The sequence below is a fragment of the Pseudomonas sp. NY15364 genome (assembly GCF_048068235.1).
GTDB classification, from domain to species: Bacteria; Pseudomonadota; Gammaproteobacteria; order Pseudomonadales; family Pseudomonadaceae; genus Aquipseudomonas; species Aquipseudomonas mendocina_D.
The window spans coordinates 1-15,042 of record NZ_JBLUPX010000038.1 but is presented as its reverse complement, the minus strand read 5'-3'; the positions used below and the strand labels follow the sequence as shown (position 1 = coordinate 15,042).

Annotated in this window: 15 protein-coding genes; 12 read left to right on the top strand and 3 right to left on the bottom strand. The window is 64.3% G+C overall.

What is annotated here, in order from left to right:
• Window position 1 precedes the first annotated feature (1 nt).
• The 9 genes from ACNFCJ_RS21510 (at window position 2) to ACNFCJ_RS21470 (ending at window position 9,215) form a co-directional block, all read left to right on the top strand.
• Window positions 2–1,192, top strand: coding sequence for a CaiB/BaiF CoA transferase family protein (locus tag ACNFCJ_RS21510; RefSeq protein ID WP_416773543.1), 1,191 nt, complete (start codon window positions 2–4; stop codon window positions 1,190–1,192).
• Window positions 1,189–1,626 (top strand): MaoC family dehydratase, encoded by a 438-nt coding sequence (locus ACNFCJ_RS21505; RefSeq protein ID WP_075750537.1) that lies wholly within the window; start codon window positions 1,189–1,191, stop codon window positions 1,624–1,626. Before ACNFCJ_RS21510 ends, ACNFCJ_RS21505 begins: the two co-directional genes overlap by 4 nt.
• Window positions 1,601–2,536, top strand: coding sequence for a DMT family transporter (locus ACNFCJ_RS21500; RefSeq protein ID WP_416773542.1), 936 nt, complete (start codon window positions 1,601–1,603; stop codon window positions 2,534–2,536). The genes ACNFCJ_RS21505 and ACNFCJ_RS21500 overlap by 26 nt, the downstream gene beginning before the upstream one ends.
• Before the next feature lie 112 nt (window positions 2,537–2,648).
• Complete coding sequence (locus tag ACNFCJ_RS21495; RefSeq protein WP_416773541.1) at window positions 2,649–3,917, top strand: hypothetical protein; 1,269 nt, start codon at window positions 2,649–2,651, stop codon at window positions 3,915–3,917.
• The gene (locus ACNFCJ_RS21490) at window positions 3,904–5,079 is read left to right on the top strand and encodes a fumarylacetoacetate hydrolase family protein (RefSeq protein ID WP_416773539.1); all 1,176 of its coding nucleotides are present in this window, start codon (window positions 3,904–3,906) and stop codon (window positions 5,077–5,079) included. The genes ACNFCJ_RS21495 and ACNFCJ_RS21490 overlap by 14 nt, the downstream gene beginning before the upstream one ends.
• 6 nt (window positions 5,080–5,085) lie before the next feature.
• Window positions 5,086–6,537, top strand: a complete 1,452-nt coding sequence (locus tag ACNFCJ_RS21485) for an aldehyde dehydrogenase family protein (RefSeq protein WP_416773537.1) — start codon at window positions 5,086–5,088, stop codon at window positions 6,535–6,537.
• Between the two features lie 213 nt (window positions 6,538–6,750).
• Window positions 6,751–7,485: a substrate-binding periplasmic protein gene (locus tag ACNFCJ_RS21480; RefSeq protein ID WP_416773535.1), complete on the top strand. Its 735-nt coding sequence runs from the start codon at window positions 6,751–6,753 to the stop codon at window positions 7,483–7,485.
• A gap of 84 nt (window positions 7,486–7,569) precedes the next feature.
• Window positions 7,570–8,325, top strand: a complete 756-nt coding sequence (locus tag ACNFCJ_RS21475; RefSeq protein ID WP_013717624.1) for a substrate-binding periplasmic protein — start codon at window positions 7,570–7,572, stop codon at window positions 8,323–8,325.
• 134 nt (window positions 8,326–8,459) lie between these two features.
• Complete coding sequence (locus tag ACNFCJ_RS21470) at window positions 8,460–9,215, top strand: substrate-binding periplasmic protein (RefSeq protein WP_013717623.1); 756 nt, start codon at window positions 8,460–8,462, stop codon at window positions 9,213–9,215.
• A gap of 124 nt (window positions 9,216–9,339) precedes the next feature.
• On the opposite strand, the gene ACNFCJ_RS21465 is transcribed toward ACNFCJ_RS21470, so the two are convergent.
• From ACNFCJ_RS21465 to gpmI, 3 genes are all read right to left on the bottom strand, one after another.
• Window positions 9,340–10,656 carry a S41 family peptidase gene (locus tag ACNFCJ_RS21465; RefSeq protein ID WP_013717622.1) on the bottom strand — a complete coding sequence of 439 codons (1,317 nt, stop codon included), beginning with the start codon at window positions 10,654–10,656 and terminating at the stop codon, window positions 9,340–9,342.
• Between the two features lie 28 nt (window positions 10,657–10,684).
• Window positions 10,685–11,923 (bottom strand): murein hydrolase activator EnvC family protein, encoded by a 1,239-nt coding sequence (locus ACNFCJ_RS21460; RefSeq protein WP_017363183.1) that lies wholly within the window; start codon window positions 11,921–11,923, stop codon window positions 10,685–10,687.
• A gap of 106 nt (window positions 11,924–12,029) precedes the next feature.
• Complete coding sequence (gene gpmI / locus ACNFCJ_RS21455; protein WP_416773532.1) at window positions 12,030–13,562, bottom strand: 2,3-bisphosphoglycerate-independent phosphoglycerate mutase; 1,533 nt, start codon at window positions 13,560–13,562, stop codon at window positions 12,030–12,032.
• 147 nt (window positions 13,563–13,709) lie between these two features.
• On the opposite strand from gpmI, the gene ACNFCJ_RS21450 reads away from it, so the two are divergent.
• Genes ACNFCJ_RS21450 through secB form a run of 3 tightly spaced genes read left to right on the top strand, consistent with a single transcriptional unit; the run spans window position 13,710 to window position 14,899 of the window.
• Entirely contained in the window at window positions 13,710–14,123 is a 414-nt protein-coding gene (locus tag ACNFCJ_RS21450; RefSeq protein WP_106733375.1) for a rhodanese-like domain-containing protein, read from the top strand.
• 1 nt (window position 14,124) lies between these two features.
• The gene (gene grxC / locus ACNFCJ_RS21445; protein WP_037002286.1) at window positions 14,125–14,385 is read left to right on the top strand and encodes a glutaredoxin 3; all 261 of its coding nucleotides are present in this window, start codon (window positions 14,125–14,127) and stop codon (window positions 14,383–14,385) included.
• 28 nt (window positions 14,386–14,413) lie between these two features.
• A complete protein-coding gene (gene secB, locus ACNFCJ_RS21440; protein ID WP_125879760.1) occupies window positions 14,414–14,899 on the top strand; it encodes a protein-export chaperone SecB in 486 nt (161 codons plus the stop codon).
• The last annotated feature ends 143 nt before the right edge of the window (window positions 14,900–15,042 follow it).

Here is a 15,042-nt window from a genome sequence, read left to right as displayed (position 1 = left end):
CATGCTCAAGGGAATCAAAGTCGTCAGTCTCACGCACTATCTGCAAGGGCCATCGGCGGTGCAGATGCTCGCCGATGCCGGCGCCGACGTGATCAAGATCGAACCGCCTAAGGGCGCCTTCGAGCGTCAGTGGGCAGGGCACGACGCCTTTCTCGACGGCGTCAGCGTGTTCTTCCTGCTGGCCAACCGTAACCAGCGCAGTATCTCCCTCGACCTGCGCAGCGAGGAGGGCAAGGCCATCGCCCTCAAGCTGATCGGCGAGGCCGACGTGCTAGTGGAAAACTACCGGCCCGGGGTGCTCGACAAACTGGGGCTCGGCTATGAGGCGATGAAAGCGCTGAACCCCGGCCTGGTCTACTGCTCCTGCACCGGCTACGGCAGCGATGGTCCCTACGTGCAGCGCCCCGGCCAGGACCTGCTGCTGCAGGCAATGAGCGGCCTGGCGATGCTCAGCGGCGACGGTAACTCCGCCCCGGTCGGGGTCGGTTCGGCGATCGTCGACCAGCACGCGGCGATCCTAGCGGCCTTCGGCGTCACCGCCGCGCTGCTGGCGCGCCAGCACACCGGTAAGGGGCGTCGGGTGGAAAGCAACCTACTGAATGCCGCCCTCGACCTGCAGATCGAGCCGTTCAACTACTACCTGAACAAGGGCGAACTGTGGCCGCGCACCACGCCGGCCATGGGTTCGCGCTTCCACCCGGCGCCCTACGGCATCTATCGCACCGCCGATGGCTGGATCGCGATTTCCCTGAGTGCCATGGAGCCATTGTCTGTCGCCTTTGATGAGCCGGACCTGAAGGCCTATTCCAAGGGTGACCAGTCCTACAAGCGCGACGAGATCCACGCTCGGGTCTCCGAATTGCTGCTGACCAAGGGCACCGAACAGTGGTTGGCCATCTTCACCGAACATGGCATCTGGCACGCCCCGGTCAACGACTACGCCAAGGTCGAGCAGGACCCGCAGGTGCAGTGGAACCGCAGTATTGTCGAGTTCGACTACCCGCGTGCCGGCAAGGTGCGCCTGCTCAACCACCCGCTGCGCTACGACGGCGAAGTGCCACCGCTGCGCCGGCCGCCGCCGCTGCACGGTGAGCACTCGCGGGAAATCCTCGAGGAGCTGGGCTATGGCCGCGAGGCGATCGATGCGCTGCTGCAGCAAGCCGTGGTGATTGGTGCGGAGACATCGCGATGAACCGCGCGGTCAGTACCTTCGACGACCTGCAGGTGGACGACAGCCTCAGCCTCAGCCGCTCGATCAGCGCTGACGATGTGGAGCTGTTCGCCCAACTGTGCGGCGACGATAACCCGCTGCACATGGATGATGCCTTCGCCGCCGGCACCGCTTTCGGTCGCCGGGTGGTGCATGGCATGTTCTCCGCCGCGCTGATTTCTGCGGCGCACACCCGGCTGACCGGGCCAGGGTTCGTGTATGTCGGGCAGAACCTGAGTTTCAAGGCGCCCGTGCATATCGGCGACACCCTTAGCGTGGAAGTGCGGGTGGCGGAAAAGAAGTCCGCCAAGCAGGTGCTGGTCTGCGAAAGCCGGGTGGTCAACCAGAATGGGGTCAGCATCGTCGAAGGGCGCTCGGCCCTGAAAGCCCTTGGCGCTGTCAGCCTTGACGCCTGAAGCGGCGGTCGCCGCGCAGCGCCGCAGCACCGTGATTGCTTACGGCGTGCTGGCCTATGCGGTGCTGATCTGGGGCGCCAACGTCTCGGTGATCAAGGTGCTCACGGAGGACTTGCCGGCGCTGCCGCTGTCCGCGTTGCGGATGATCCTGGCGCTGCTGTGCATCTGTGTCATCTGCCTGCTGCGCCGCCAGCGCCTGGTACGCATCGGCTGGCACGACTGCGCCTGGCTGGTCGGCGCTGGCGGGCTGATGGTCTATGCCCACCAGATTTTCCTGGCCCAGGGCGTAGCCACATCGTCGGCCACCAACGGGGCGCTGATTCTCGGCCTCAATCCGATTTTTTCCGTGCTGATCGGCTACCTGCTGCTCGGTGAGCAGCAGACCCGACGCAGCCTGGTGGGCATCACCCTGGGTCTGATCGGCGCTGCGCTGGTGGTGCTGCACGGCGGCGCGCTGCACCTGGGCGCATCCGGCGACACGGCGCTGTTCGCTGCGCTGTTCACCTACGTCGGCGCCGGGGTGTGCATACGCCGCGTGTCGTCTGCGGTACCGCCCTTGTTGCTGGGCCTGTACATGCACGTGGTTGGCGCAGTGCTGCTGGTGCTGCACGTGGGTGTCATCGAGCCCGAGGTGGTATGGCGCCTGCCCGAACTGGACGCGAGTTTCTGGTGGCTGGTGGGGATTTCGGCGTTCTTTTCCACGGCCCTGGGCAATCTGTCCTGGGCCTACGGCATCGCCACCATCGGCCTGAGCCGCTCTTCGGTGTTCCTCAACTGGCTGCCGATTTCCGGCGTGCTGTTCGCCGTGCTGTTTCTGCACGAGCCACTGGGGATCTGGCGCATCGCCGGGCTGGTGTGCGTGGTGCTCGGCACCTACATCGCGCTCAAGCCGCAAGGCGTCAGGCGCTGAGGTGAACGGCAAATCGTACAAGCATTTCTCGGCATCGTCCTAACCGGCCCAACAGACGAGTTCCTATGCTGGGCCGCACTCTCTTACAACAACAATCGAGGAGCGACACACCATGCAGAACGCAACACTTTCCCCGCCTGCGTCTAGCCCTGAACTGAGCCGTCTGGCCGGCGAGGCGCTCGATCTTTTGGCGCGCAAGCTGCTGGAGGACGAGCGTAGCCTGGGGCTGGCCTTTCCCATCTACACCGATGCCCAAGGCAGCTGGGTAACCGAGTACGCCTCGGTGTCGGCCGGCTATTCGGGCGATGCCTGGAGCCACGGCAACTGGCATTGCGGTTTCTGGGTCGGCCTGCTGCTGGCCAGCCATATCCACACCGGCGAGCGCCGTTTCCTCGAACTGGCCCGCGAACGCCTGCGGCTGATCGAGCACCGCGCCGAAGACCCGCACACCCACGACATCGGGTTCATCTTCGACAGCAGCGCAATTCCCCTTTGGCAGTTCACCGGCGAGCGTGATTGTGCCGAGATCGCCCTGCGCGCGGCCCGGCGTCTGCGGGCGCGAATCGTCACCACTGCCAGCGGTGCCTACGTGTCCTCCTGGGGGCCGCTGGACGACTCGCGCGGGCGTAGCAGTTCGGCCATCGACACCATGGCCAACCTGCCGTTGCTGTACTGGGCGTCGGACTACAGCGGCGATGCCAGCTTCCGCCTGGCGGCCCAGGCCCACGCCGACTGCACCTGGAACCATTTCGTGCGGCCCAACCGCTCCACCTACCATGCGCTGGAGTACGACACGGTCAGTGGCGAACGCTTGCGTGGCTACACCTTCCAGGGCAGCGGCGATGAGTCGGACTGGAGTCGGGGGCAGGCCTGGGCGATCTACGGCTTCACCCAATCCTGGCTGGAGAGTGCCGACCGGCGTTATGCCGAGCACGCCCTGGAACTGACGGATTACTACCTCGAACGGCTTGGCGACGATCCGGTGCCACCATGGGATTTCGATGCCCTGCCGCCCCATGACCAGGTGCGCGATACCGCCACCACCGCCATCGTCGCCTCGGCCCTGCTCGACCTCGCGGCCAGCCTCGACGACGCTCAGCGCGCCGCCTTTCTGCGGAGCAAGGCCGAGTGGATGCTCACCGGCCTGTGTTCCACCTACCTGGCTCGCGAGCCGGCGCAACGGGGCCTGCTCACCGACGGTTGCTACTCCATGCCGCATCGCCTGGGCGAGCAAGGCGCCACGTTGTTCGGCGATTTCTACTTCGTCGAAGCGCTGTGCAAGCTGCGTTACCCAGGGCGTTTGCGCCCGGCCCATGGCGCGCGCTCGCTCAAGCTGCCCCACGCGACGTCGCGTGCAGGGGGGGGCCATGCAGCCCATTGATAGCCGTACCTGCCTGCCCGTCGACCTGGACCGCGCCGTACTGGTCGGCCGGGTCTGGCGTGGCGCGCCACACCATGGTCCGGCGCTGGTCGCGGTACGCAATGGCCAACTGTTCGACATCAGCCGCAGCGTGGCGCTGATGGCCGACCTGCTGGACCGCAGCGACCGCCTGGACATCGCTCGCAACGCTCCCGGTGAAGCCCTCGGTGCAGCCACCGACTGGCTCGCACGCAGCCTCGACCCGGAGGTCGAGGAGCGTCTGCTGGCGCCCTGCGACCTGCAGGCGATCAAGGCCTGTGGCGTGACCTTCGCCGTCAGCCTGCTGGAGCGGGTGATCGAAGAGCAGGCCGGTGGCGATGCCGGCAAGGCACGGGAAATCCGCGGGACGTTGCAGACGCTGATAGGCGACGACCTGTCGCGCATCCGGCCGGGCTCGCCCGAAGCCGAGACCCTGCGTGCCGAGCTGACGCGGCGTGGCGCCTGGTCGCAATACATGGAAGTGGGCATCGGTCCCGATGCCGAGGTGTTCTCCAAGTCCCAGCCGATGTCGGCCGTCGGCTTCGGTGACTGCGTCGGCCTGCACCCGCAGTCACAGTGGAACAACCCCGAGCCGGAGATCGTGCTGGCGGTCAACGCCCAGCGCCAGGTGGTCGGTGCCAGCCTGGGCAACGACGTCAACCTGCGCGATATCGAGGGGCGCAGTGCCTTGCTGCTGGGCAAGGCCAAGGACAACAACGGCTCCTGCGCCATCGGTCCGTTCATTCGCCTGTTCGATGAGCACTTCGACCTGGACGATGTGCGCGAAGCCGAGCTCGGGCTGACCATCGAGGGTGCGGACGACGGCTTTCACCTGCAGGGTCACAGCCACATGCGCGAGATCAGCCGCGACCCGCTGGAGCTGGTCGAGCAGACCTGCGGCGCGCATCACCAGTACCCGGACGGCTTCATGCTGTTTCTCGGCACCATGTTCTCGCCGATCCAGGATCGCGGCGAGTCCGGTGCCGGGTTCACCCATCACCTGGGGGATCGGGTGAGCATCACGGCGGCCTCCCTGGGCGCCCTGGTCAACGAGGTGCGCCACTCGACGGCGATTGCGCCCTGGCAGTTCGGCGTGCGAGCGCTGTACCGCAATCTGGGAGATAGAAGCCTTCTGCCCCGCTAGCAAGGAATGCCAGGCATGCGATTCGACAACTACATCGACGGTCGCTGGTGCGAAGGCGCCGAATACCGGGGCAATCTCAATCCGTCCGATCAGGATGATCTGATCGGCGACTACGCCCAGGCGGACGCCGCGCAGACCGGGGAGGCCATCGCCGCGGCCCGGGCGGCGTTTCCAGCCTGGTCGCAGGTCTCGCCGCAGCAGCGCTTCGACATACTCGACGGCGCTGGCAGCCTGATTCTCGCCCGTCGTGACGCGCTGGGTTGGCTGCTCGCCCGCGAGGAGGGCAAGACCTTGGCCGAGGCGGTCGCCGAAGTTGGTCGCGCCGGGCAGATTTTCAAGTTCTTCGCCGGCGAGGCCTTGCGCCTGCATGGCGAGATTCTCGGCTCTGTGCGCCCCGGCCTGAATGTCGAGGTGACCCGCGAGCCGCTCGGGGTGGTCGGTCTGATCACCCCGTGGAATTTCCCCATGGCGATACCGGCCTGGAAGATTGCGCCGGCTCTGGCCTACGGCAACTCCCTGGTGTTCAAACCGTCGGGGCGGGTATCGGGGTGCGCCTGGGCGCTGGTCGACATCCTCAATGAAGCCGGGGTGCCGAAGGGCGTGGTCAATCTGGTGATGGGCACCGGTGCGGTGGTCGGGCAGCTGTTGAGCGAGTCGCCGCTGGTCGACGCGGTCAGCTTCAGCGGCTCGGTGCAGACCGGCCAGCGCATCGCTGCGGCCTGCCTGCCGTTACGCAAGAAGCTGCAACTGGAGATGGGCGGCAGGAACCCCATGGTGGTGCTCGATGACGCCGACCTCGAGGTGGCGGTCGAGGCCTGCGTCAGCGGCGCCTTTCATGCGACGGGCCAGCGCTGCACGGCCTCCAGCCGGCTGATCGTCACCGCCGGCATCCACGATCGCTTCGTCGCGGCGATGCTCGAACGCATGGCTGCCCTGCACGTCGGCCACGCGCTGACGCCGGAGGTCGACATCGGGCCGGTGGTGGATGCCACGCAATTGCGCAAGAACCAGGATTACCTCGCCATGGCCAGGGCCGAAGGTGGGCTGGTACACGGCGGCGAGCTGCTGGATCTGGAGACGCGTGGTTTCTTCATGCGGCCGGCGCTGGTGGTCGGCGTCGAGCCGCACATGCGCATCGGTCGCGAGGACATCTTCGGCCCCATCGCACTGATTCTGCGCGCCCGGGATTACGCCGAGGCCCTGGCGCTGGCCAACGACAGCGAGCTCGGGCTTTCGGCGGGGATCTGTACCCGCTCGCTGAGCCATGCCAGCCATTTCAAACGGCATGTCCAGGCCGGCATGGTGGTGATCAACGCCGCCACCGCAGGGTCCGATTACCACGTGCCCTTCGGCGGTCGCAAACACTCCAGCTACGGTCCCTGGGAGCAGGGGCACGCCCGCGATTTCTTCACTTTGGTGAAAACTACCTACCTGAATGGGGGTGGCGTGCCGGTTTGAAGTGATCGGCTCGTGTCGCTCGGGCCGCACACGCGGCGCCGAGCGCCCAGTCAGCCCCCGAATCGCTCATCACGTTGCCTTCGCTCAACGCTGCGGGCGAGTCGACGGCAAAGTGCCAGCGATCCGGCTAGCATGAGTTCATATCCCATCACTCTGCCTCTCCGCGATTGCGGAGGGCTGCTTTTTGCCGAGCATTTTCGACACGGAGTCTGCATGTTCCTTCTTCGATTCGTGACCATCCTGGCCCTGACCTGCGGCCTCAGCCTAGCGCGCGCTGAGTCGCTGGTACTGCTCACGGAGAATCTGCCGCCGTTCAACATGTCGGTCACTGGCAACAATTTCGCCCGGGACGACAATGTCACCGGTATCAGCACCGATATCCTGCGTGTCGTGTGCGAGCGCGCCGAAGTCGACTGTCAGCTGATCCTGCGTTTCCCCTGGCAGCGCGTTTACCAGCAGACCCTGAACGATGCTGGTTACGGGCTGTTCTCGACGGCGCGCACGGCCGAGCGCGAGAAGTTGTTCAAGTGGGTCGGTCCGGTCGCCAGTAATGACTGGGTGCTATTCGCCAAGGGCGACAGCGCCATTCAGCTGGCCTCGCTGGACGATGCCCGGCGCTACCGCATCGGCGGCTACAAGGGCGATGCCAAAACCCAGTTCCTGCTGGACAAGGGGTTCGAGCTGCAGACGGCACTGCGCGACAACGAGAACGTGCACAAGTTGAACCGTGGCCAGATTGACTTCTGGCTGGCCTCCAGCCAGGCGGGCCGTTTCATGGCGCGTCAGGAGGGTATGGAGAACCTCAAGGTGGTGCAGCATCTGCATACTGCTGATCTGTATCTGGCGCTCAACCTGCAGACCCCTGATGAGCTGGTGCAGAAGTTGCAAAAGACACTGGATTCACTGCGGGCCGAGGGTGCGCTGAAAGCCATCGAAGACCGCTATTGAGGCACACTGCCAGTAATCGCTGGGCCGGGGAGGGCGTGGCGGTTATGCTGACGCCGTCTGCCTTTTATTAGAAAGAGAAATGCCATGTTCAAACGCCTGCTGATCACGCTGGGCGGCACCCTTGTGGTGCTGGCTGGCGCTGCTCGCGCCGAAGTGGATCCGAATTTCAACGTGGTCCTGCTTACCGAGAACTTCCCGCCCTACAACATGGCGGTCAATGGCAAGAATTTCGCCCAGGAAGAAAACATCAACGGCATCGCCGTGGATATCGTCAAGGAAATGTTCAAGCGTGCCGGGGTTCAGTACAACCTGACCCTGCGCTTCCCCTGGGACCGCATCTACAAGCTGGCCCTGGAAAAACCGGGTTATGGCGTGTTCGTCACTGCCCGCCTGCCGGAGCGTGAGCAACTGTTCAAATGGGTCGGCCCCATCGGCCCGGACGACTGGGTGCTGCTGGCCAAGGGTGACAACCCGATCAACCTGACCAGCCTGGACGAGGCCAAGTCGCATCGCATCGGCGCCTACAAGGGCGATGCCATCTCCGAATACCTGACCGAGAAGGGCGTCGAGCACAGTACCTCGCTGCGTGACCAGGAGAATGCGCGCAAGCTGGCGACCGGGCAAATAGACCTCTGGGCGACGGGAGACCCGGCCGGTCGCTACCTGGCCAAGCAGGAGGGCATCTCCGGCCTGAAGACCGTTTTGCGCTTCAACAGTGCCGAGTTGTACCTGGCGTTGAACAAGGACATGCCCGATGAGATCGTCGCCAGGCTGCAGGCTGCGCTGGATCAGATGCGCGCCGAAGGCTTCGTGGACAAGACTCTGAACAGCTACCTGTAAGCACCGAACACGCGACCGGCCACGAGTCGGTCGCTGGCCATGGATGGCGGAGCCGCTGAGTGCCAATGACCGGGCTCGGGCCCATGCAAGGATGTCGCTAGCCATAACCACAAATCATGCGAGCGGTACGTCTTATGCTGAAAACTCTGAAGAAAAGCCTATTCGTCGCCCTGTTCCTCGCCTCCGGCTTCGCCCACGCGGAGTTGCCGGCGGACTACAAGGTGGTGCTGCTGACCGAGAATTTCCCGCCCTTCAACATGGCGGTGGACGACAAGAACTTTGCCCGCGACGACGGTATCGATGGCATCAGCGCCGACATCGTGCGTGAGATGTTCAAGCGTGCAGGTATCGATTACACCCTGACCTTGCGCTTCCCCTGGGATCGCCTCTATCGCCTGACCCTGGACAAGCCCAACTACGGCCTGTTCTCCACCACCTATACCGAAGAGCGCAAGCCACTGTTCAAGTGGGTCGGCCCATTGGCCAAGACCGGCTGGGTGCTGCTCGCCGCGCCAGGCAGCGATATCAAGGTGTCGAGCCTGCAGGACGCCGCCAAGTACCGTGTCGGTGCGTACAAGAACGATGCGGTCAGCCAGCACCTGGAAAGCCAGGGCCTGGAGCCGATCAATGCCCTGCGTGATCAGGAAAACGTGAAGAAGCTGGTGCGCGGGCAGATCGACCTGTGGGCGACCACAGACCCGGTGGGCCGCTACTTGGCCAAGCAGGAAGACGTCAGCGGCCTCAATACCGTGCTGCGTTTCAATGACGCCGAGCTTTACCTGGCGCTGAACAAGGACACCCCGGACGAGGTCATCGAGCGTTTGCAGAAGGCGTTGGACGAGATGCGTGCCGAAGGCTTCATCGACGACATTACCGAGAACTACCTCTAGGCCACCTAGGCTATGTCGCGGCTGGTGCGCATGGCGCACCCTAAGGGGTAGGTGATCACGGTATTGCACGTTGACAAGAAAAAGCCCGGACACTGTCCGGGCTTTTTCGTATCGCCGAGCGGGATCAGTTGCCGCGTGTGACGCTCAGGCCCTTGAGCAGGTTGAGCGCCTGGCTCAGCTGGTAGTCGTCGTCCTGCGGGCGTTCGGTACGTGCAGCCTGCGCGCCTTTGCTCGGGCGATCCGCGCCGCCGTTGCCGTTGCCCAGATGCCCCTGTAGATCAGCTTCCTTGATGCCCTCAGCGTCCTGTTCGCGGGTGACCTTGGCGCGCGCGACCTCGATGTCCGGGATGATTCCCTGGGCCTGGATCGAGCGGCCGTTGGGCGTGAAGTACAGTGCGGTAGTCAGCTTCAGCGCGCGGTCGTTGTTCAACGGCAGCACGGTCTGCACCGAGCCCTTGCCGAAGCTGTCGGTGCCCATCAGCACGGCGCGCTTGTGGTCCTGCAGGGCGCCGGCGACGATTTCCGAGGCCGAGGCGCTGCCGCCGTTGATCAGCACCACCAGCGGTACGCCTTCGCTGGCGTCGGCCGGGTCGGCATTGAAGCGCAGCTCCGAGTTGGCCAGGCGGCCCTCGGTGTAGACGATCAGCCCGCTCTTGAGGAAGTGGTCGGCCACTTCCACTGCAGCCTGCAGCACGCCGCCCGGGTTATTGCGCAGGTCCATGACCAGGCCGCGCAGCTTCTTGTTGCCGTTCTCCTGGCGCAGCTTGGTCAGCGCCTTGCCAACTTCTTCGCCGGTGTTGACCTGGAATTGCGAGATGCGCAGGTAGCCGTAGCCGTCTTCGAGCATCTGGCTCTTGACGCTGCGTACCTTGATCACTGCGCGGGTCAGGGTCAGGTCGAAGGGGCGGCCGCCGTCGCGTACCAGCGTCAGCTCGATCTTGCTGCCGGCCTTGCCGCGCATCTTGTCCACGGCTTCCATCATTGACAGGCCCTTGGTCGGCTGACCATCGATCTTCACGATCAGGTCGCCGGGCTGAATGCCGGCCTTGGATGCCGGAGTGTCGTCGATGGGGGAGACCACCTTGACGAAGCCGTCCTCCATGCCGACCTCGATGCCCAGGCCGCCGAACTCGCCGCTGGTGCTTTCCTGCAGCTCAGCGAAGGCTTCCGGTTCGAGGTAGGCCGAGTGCGGGTCAAGGTTGCTGAGCATGCCCTTGATGGCATTCTCGAGCAGGGTCTTGTCGCTCACCGGCTCGACATAGGCGGCCTTGATACGGTCCATCACCTCGGCGAAGGTGCGCAGATCGTCCAGCGGCAACGGAGCCTTGCTGCTTGCCGCCGGTGCCGGCGCGGGGGCAGGCTCGGCGGCTTGCAGGGCTGGAACGCCGAGCAGCAGCCCAAGGGCCAGAGCCAGGCAGGTGGGGCGAAAGCGATGGGGCATGAAGACAACTCCTAAATGGATAAAGCGCTTATCCCTGCGCGCGGCACCATTGTGCCGGATCACTCGGACGGCCATTCTGGCGAATGGCGAAGTACAGTGCCGATGTATCTTGGCCACCGCTGCTACCAACGGTGGCGATGGGGTCGCCGGCCTTGACCACGTCCCCGGCACTCTTGAGCAGGCTCTGGTTGTGGCCATACAGGCTCAGATAACCATTGCCATGGTCGAGAATGACCAACAGACCGGCACCACGCAACCAGTCGGCGAAAACCACTCGGCCGCCATGCACGGCGCGCACCTGGCTGCCGGCGGGTGCGCCGATCAGCACGCCGTCCCACTTAGTACGAGCGTCGCCGCCGCGAGGGGTTCCGTAGCGTGCTACCAATCGGCCATCGACCGGCCAAGGCAACTTGCCGCGCGCGCTGGCGAAAGGCCCGCCATAGACTGCGCCAGACGTCACCAGGGGGCCGCTTGGCTGACTGCCTGGGCGTGCCTGCTCGGCCTTCTGGGCGGCCAGTGCGCGCTTGCGTGCTTCCTCGGCCTCACGTGCCTGGCGGGCCAGGGTTTCCTCGATTGTCTTGAGTACGCGACCCAGTTCGACCTGTTCCTGCTGGCGCGCCTTGAGCCGCTGATCGCGGCTGGCGAAGTCGCGGTTGAGCTTGGCCAATGCCTGCTGGCGCTCCTTGCGCGCCTCGGCGAGTTTGGCGTGGCGTTCATCCAGGCCTGCCTTCTGCGCCTGCAGCTGGGCCTGATGGCTGGTGATTTCCTGTTCGACGTTGGCCAGTTGGCGCAGGGTCTCGTTGAACGCGGAGAGCTGTTCGAGCCGCGCCTGGCTGAGGTAGTCGTAGTAGGTGAGGGTACGCGAGAATTTTTCCGGGTTCTGCTGGTTGAGCAGCAGCTTGACGTACTCCTGACGGCCGCTCTGATAGGCGGCGCGGGCCTGGATGGCGATCAGGCGTTGCTGTTCAGTGCGTGCGCCCTGGAGTTTTTTTTTCTCCTGATCCAGGCGCTGGATTTCCTCCTCGCTGCCCTTGAGCTCGCGTTGCAGTTCCTTGACCTGGTTTTCCAGGTCGCCCATTTCGGTCTCGGTCTTCTTCAATTGCTGCTGCACGCCGGATTTCTCCTGCTGCAGCTTCTCCAGCAGCTTCTTCAGCTCGGCGACGTCCTGACGCGCGGCTTCCAGCTGGCGCTGGGTATCGGCGCGCTGATCGGCAATGGCCGGAGCGATCAGGCTGCTGAGCAGAATCAGGGCTAGGATGCGAAGCATGGGCGAGGCGACACCGGAGGGCGAATTGAGGCCTAGTATGCCCGTGCTGCCGGGCAAAAAAAACGCCCCAGGCCTGATGGCGCGGGGCGTTTCTTTTTTATGCCGATTACTGCAGCTCGACGATGGTCTTGCCGGTCATTTCGGCCGGTTGTTCCAGGCCCATCAGCTTGAGCAGGGTAGGCGCCACGTCGGCCAGCACGCCGCCTTCGCGGATGCGCGCCGGGCGCTTGCCGACGTAGATGAACGGCACCGGCTCGCAGGTGTGCGCGGTGTGCGCCTGGCCGGTGCACTCGTCTTCCATCTGTTCGACGTTGCCGTGGTCGGCGGTGATCAGCGCCTCGCCGCCGACCTTCTCCAGCGCCTCGGTGATGCGGCCGACGCAGGTATCGAGAGTTTCCACGGCCTTGACCGCCGCCTCGAACACACCGGTATGGCCGACCATGTCGCCATTGGCGTAGTTGACGATGATCACGTCATAGCGCTGATTTTCGATGGCATCGACGATCCTGTCGGTGACTGCCGGCGCGCTCATTTCTGGCTGCAGGTCGTAGGTGGCGACGTTCGGCGACGGAATCAGAATGCGCTCTTCACCCTCGAACGGCTCTTCGCGGCCGCCGGAGAAGAAGAAGGTGACGTGGGCGTATTTCTCGGTCTCGGCGATGCGCAGTTGGGTCTTGCCGTTCTTTGCCAGGTATTCGCCGAGCACGTTGGTCAGCGCTTCCGGAGCGAAGGCGCTGGGCGCTTTGATGCTCGCCGCGTACTGGGTGAGCATGACGAAACCGACCTGCGGCGCGCGCTTGCGCTCGAACTCCTTGAAGCCGGGCTCGACGAAGGCGCGAGTCAGCTCACGGGCGCGGTCGGCGCGGAAGTTCATGAACACCACGGCGTCGCCGTCCTCGACCTGTACCGGCGTGCCGACGGTGGTGGCCTTGACGAACTCGTCGCTCTCGCCGCGCTCATAGGCGGCCTGCAGGCCTTCAACGGCAGTGGCGGTGTTGAACTGGCCATTGCCGTCGACGATCAGCTCGTAGGCTTGCTGCACGCGATCCCAGCGGTTGTCGCGGTCCATGGCGAAGTAGCGGCCGGTGAGGCTGGCGATACGGCCCTTGCCGAGGCGGGCGAAGGCTGCGTCGAGCAATTCGATGGATGGCTGCGCGCTTTTCGGTGGGGTGTCGCGGCCGTCCAGGAAGGCGTGCAGGTAGATCTTCTCGGCGCCGCGCTTGGCGGCCAGTTCGGCCATGGCGACGATATGATCCTGGTGGCTGTGCACGCCGCCATCGGAGAGCAGGCCGAGGATGTGCACGGCCTTGCCGGCGGCCACGGCCTTGTCCACGGCCTGGTTGATCGTGGCGTTTTCGAAGAATTCGCCGTCGCGGATCGCCTTGGTCACGCGAGTGAAGTCCTGGTACACCACACGGCCAGCGCCGAGGTTCATGTGGCCGACTTCGGAGTTGCCCATCTGCCCGTCCGGCAGGCCGACGTCCATGCCGCTGCCGGAGATCAGGCCGTGCGGGTAGGTGGCGCGCAGGCGGTCGTACACCGGCGTGTTGGCAGCGTAGATGGCGTTGTACTCGGGTTTGTCGCTGTGACCGAAGCCGTCGAGGATGATCAGAACCAAGGGTTTTGGCGTGGCACTCATTAAACTGGCTCGCTCTGCGTCTGAGGGGGCAATGGAACAGCCCGGCATTTTAGGGCCAAGCGCCTGGCGCGTCACTGCCAGACGGGGTTTGGCCGACCTGTGGGCCTGTGTATACTGGCCGGCATTTTACCGTCCTGGGCCATATAGATGTTCGCCAACCTGATTGAATTCATCATCAACCACTACGTACTGAGTGGAATGTTCGCCGTTCTGCTGGTGTTGCTGATCGTCACCGAAATGCGCAAGGGCGGGCAGAGCCTGTCGAGCCGCGAGCTCACTGCGCTGGTCAACAGCGACAAGGGCGTGGTGCTCGACGTGCGTGCGCAGAAGGATTTCTCTGCCGGCCATATCGTCGATTCCCTGCACATCCCCTACGACAAGGTGGTCGCACGCATCGCCGAGCTGGAGAAGCACAAGGCCAAGACCATCGTCGTGGTCGACGCCATGGGTCAGCACGCCGGCAGCATCGCCCGCGAACTGAAGAAGGCCGGTTTTACCGCTGCCAAGCTGTCCGGTGGTATCGCCACCTGGCGTGGCGACAACCTGCCGCTGGTGAAGTGACATGGCCAGCGTGGTCGTCTACTCCAGCGATTGGTGCCCCTACTGCATGCGTGCCAAGCAACTGCTGGCCAGCAAAGGGGTGGACTTCGAGGAAATCCGCGTCGACGGCCAGCCGGCCATCCGCGCGGAGATGACCCGCAAGGCCGGGCGCACCTCGGTGCCGCAAATCTGGATCGGCAGCACCCATGTGGGTGGCTGTGACGACCTCTATGCCCTGGAGCGCGCCGGCAAGCTCGATGCGCTGCTGCAGAGCCCCGCTTGAAACCTCAACGTTAAGGAAGGCAAACGCCATGACCGAGCAAGCCAACAGCGGCGCAGCCGCTGACGAATCGCAGAATCCGCAATTCTCCCTGCAGCGCATCTACGTCAAGGACCTGTCCTTCGAAGCGCCGAAGAGCCCGGAAATCTTCCGCCAGGAGTGGACGCCGAGCGTTGGCCTGGATCTGAACACCCGCCAGAAAGCGCTGGAAGGTGACTTCCACGAAGTGGTGCTGACCCTGTCGGTGACCGTGAAGAATGGCGAAGAAGTCGCCTTCATCGCTGAAGTACAGCAGGCTGGCATCTTCCTGATCAAAGGCCTCGACGCTGCCTCGATGAGCCACACCCTCGGCGCGTTCTGCCCGAACATCCTGTTCCCGTACGCTCGCGAAGCGCTGGACAGCCTGGTGACCCGTGGCTCGTTCCCGGCGCTGATGCTGTCGCCGGTGAACTTCGACGCGCTGTACGCCCAGGAGCTGCAGCGCATGCAGCAAGCCGGCGAAACCACCGCTCACTAAGTGCGGCTCGGTTGCATGAAAAAGCGCCCCTCGCAGACTGTGTGAAAACCTAGCAGTCTGAGTGCAAGGTGAAGACAATGCCTCTATCGGTCGATAGGGGCATTGTCGTTTATGGGCTATATCCAAGGTGAAGATCGGCAACA

Bases quoted from the DNA above. Each gene is read 5' to 3' on its own strand.
- ACNFCJ_RS21510 (WP_416773543.1), top strand. From the start codon at position 2: ATGCTCAAGGGAATCAAAGTCGTCAGTCTCACGCACTATCTGCAAGGG.
- ACNFCJ_RS21505 (WP_075750537.1), top strand. From the start codon at position 1,189: ATGAACCGCGCGGTCAGTACCTTCGACGACCTGCAGGTGGACGACAGC.
- ACNFCJ_RS21495 (WP_416773541.1), top strand. From the start codon at position 2,649: ATGCAGAACGCAACACTTTCCCCGCCTGCGTCTAGCCCTGAACTGAGC.
- ACNFCJ_RS21490 (WP_416773539.1), top strand. From the start codon at position 3,904: ATGCAGCCCATTGATAGCCGTACCTGCCTGCCCGTCGACCTGGACCGC.
- ACNFCJ_RS21485 (WP_416773537.1), top strand. From the start codon at position 5,086: ATGCCAGGCATGCGATTCGACAACTACATCGACGGTCGCTGGTGCGAA.
- ACNFCJ_RS21480 (WP_416773535.1), top strand. From the start codon at position 6,751: ATGTTCCTTCTTCGATTCGTGACCATCCTGGCCCTGACCTGCGGCCTC.
- ACNFCJ_RS21475 (WP_013717624.1), top strand. From the start codon at position 7,570: ATGTTCAAACGCCTGCTGATCACGCTGGGCGGCACCCTTGTGGTGCTG.
- ACNFCJ_RS21470 (WP_013717623.1), top strand. From the start codon at position 8,460: ATGCTGAAAACTCTGAAGAAAAGCCTATTCGTCGCCCTGTTCCTCGCC.
- ACNFCJ_RS21465 (WP_013717622.1), bottom strand. From the start codon at position 10,656: ATGCCCCATCGCTTTCGCCCCACCTGCCTGGCTCTGGCCCTTGGGCTG.
- ACNFCJ_RS21460 (WP_017363183.1), bottom strand. From the start codon at position 11,923: ATGCTTCGCATCCTAGCCCTGATTCTGCTCAGCAGCCTGATCGCTCCG.
- gpmI (WP_416773532.1), bottom strand. From the start codon at position 13,562: ATGAGTGCCACGCCAAAACCCTTGGTTCTGATCATCCTCGACGGCTTC.
- ACNFCJ_RS21450 (WP_106733375.1), top strand. From the start codon at position 13,710: ATGTTCGCCAACCTGATTGAATTCATCATCAACCACTACGTACTGAGT.
- grxC (WP_037002286.1), top strand. From the start codon at position 14,125: ATGGCCAGCGTGGTCGTCTACTCCAGCGATTGGTGCCCCTACTGCATG.
- secB (WP_125879760.1), top strand. From the start codon at position 14,414: ATGACCGAGCAAGCCAACAGCGGCGCAGCCGCTGACGAATCGCAGAAT.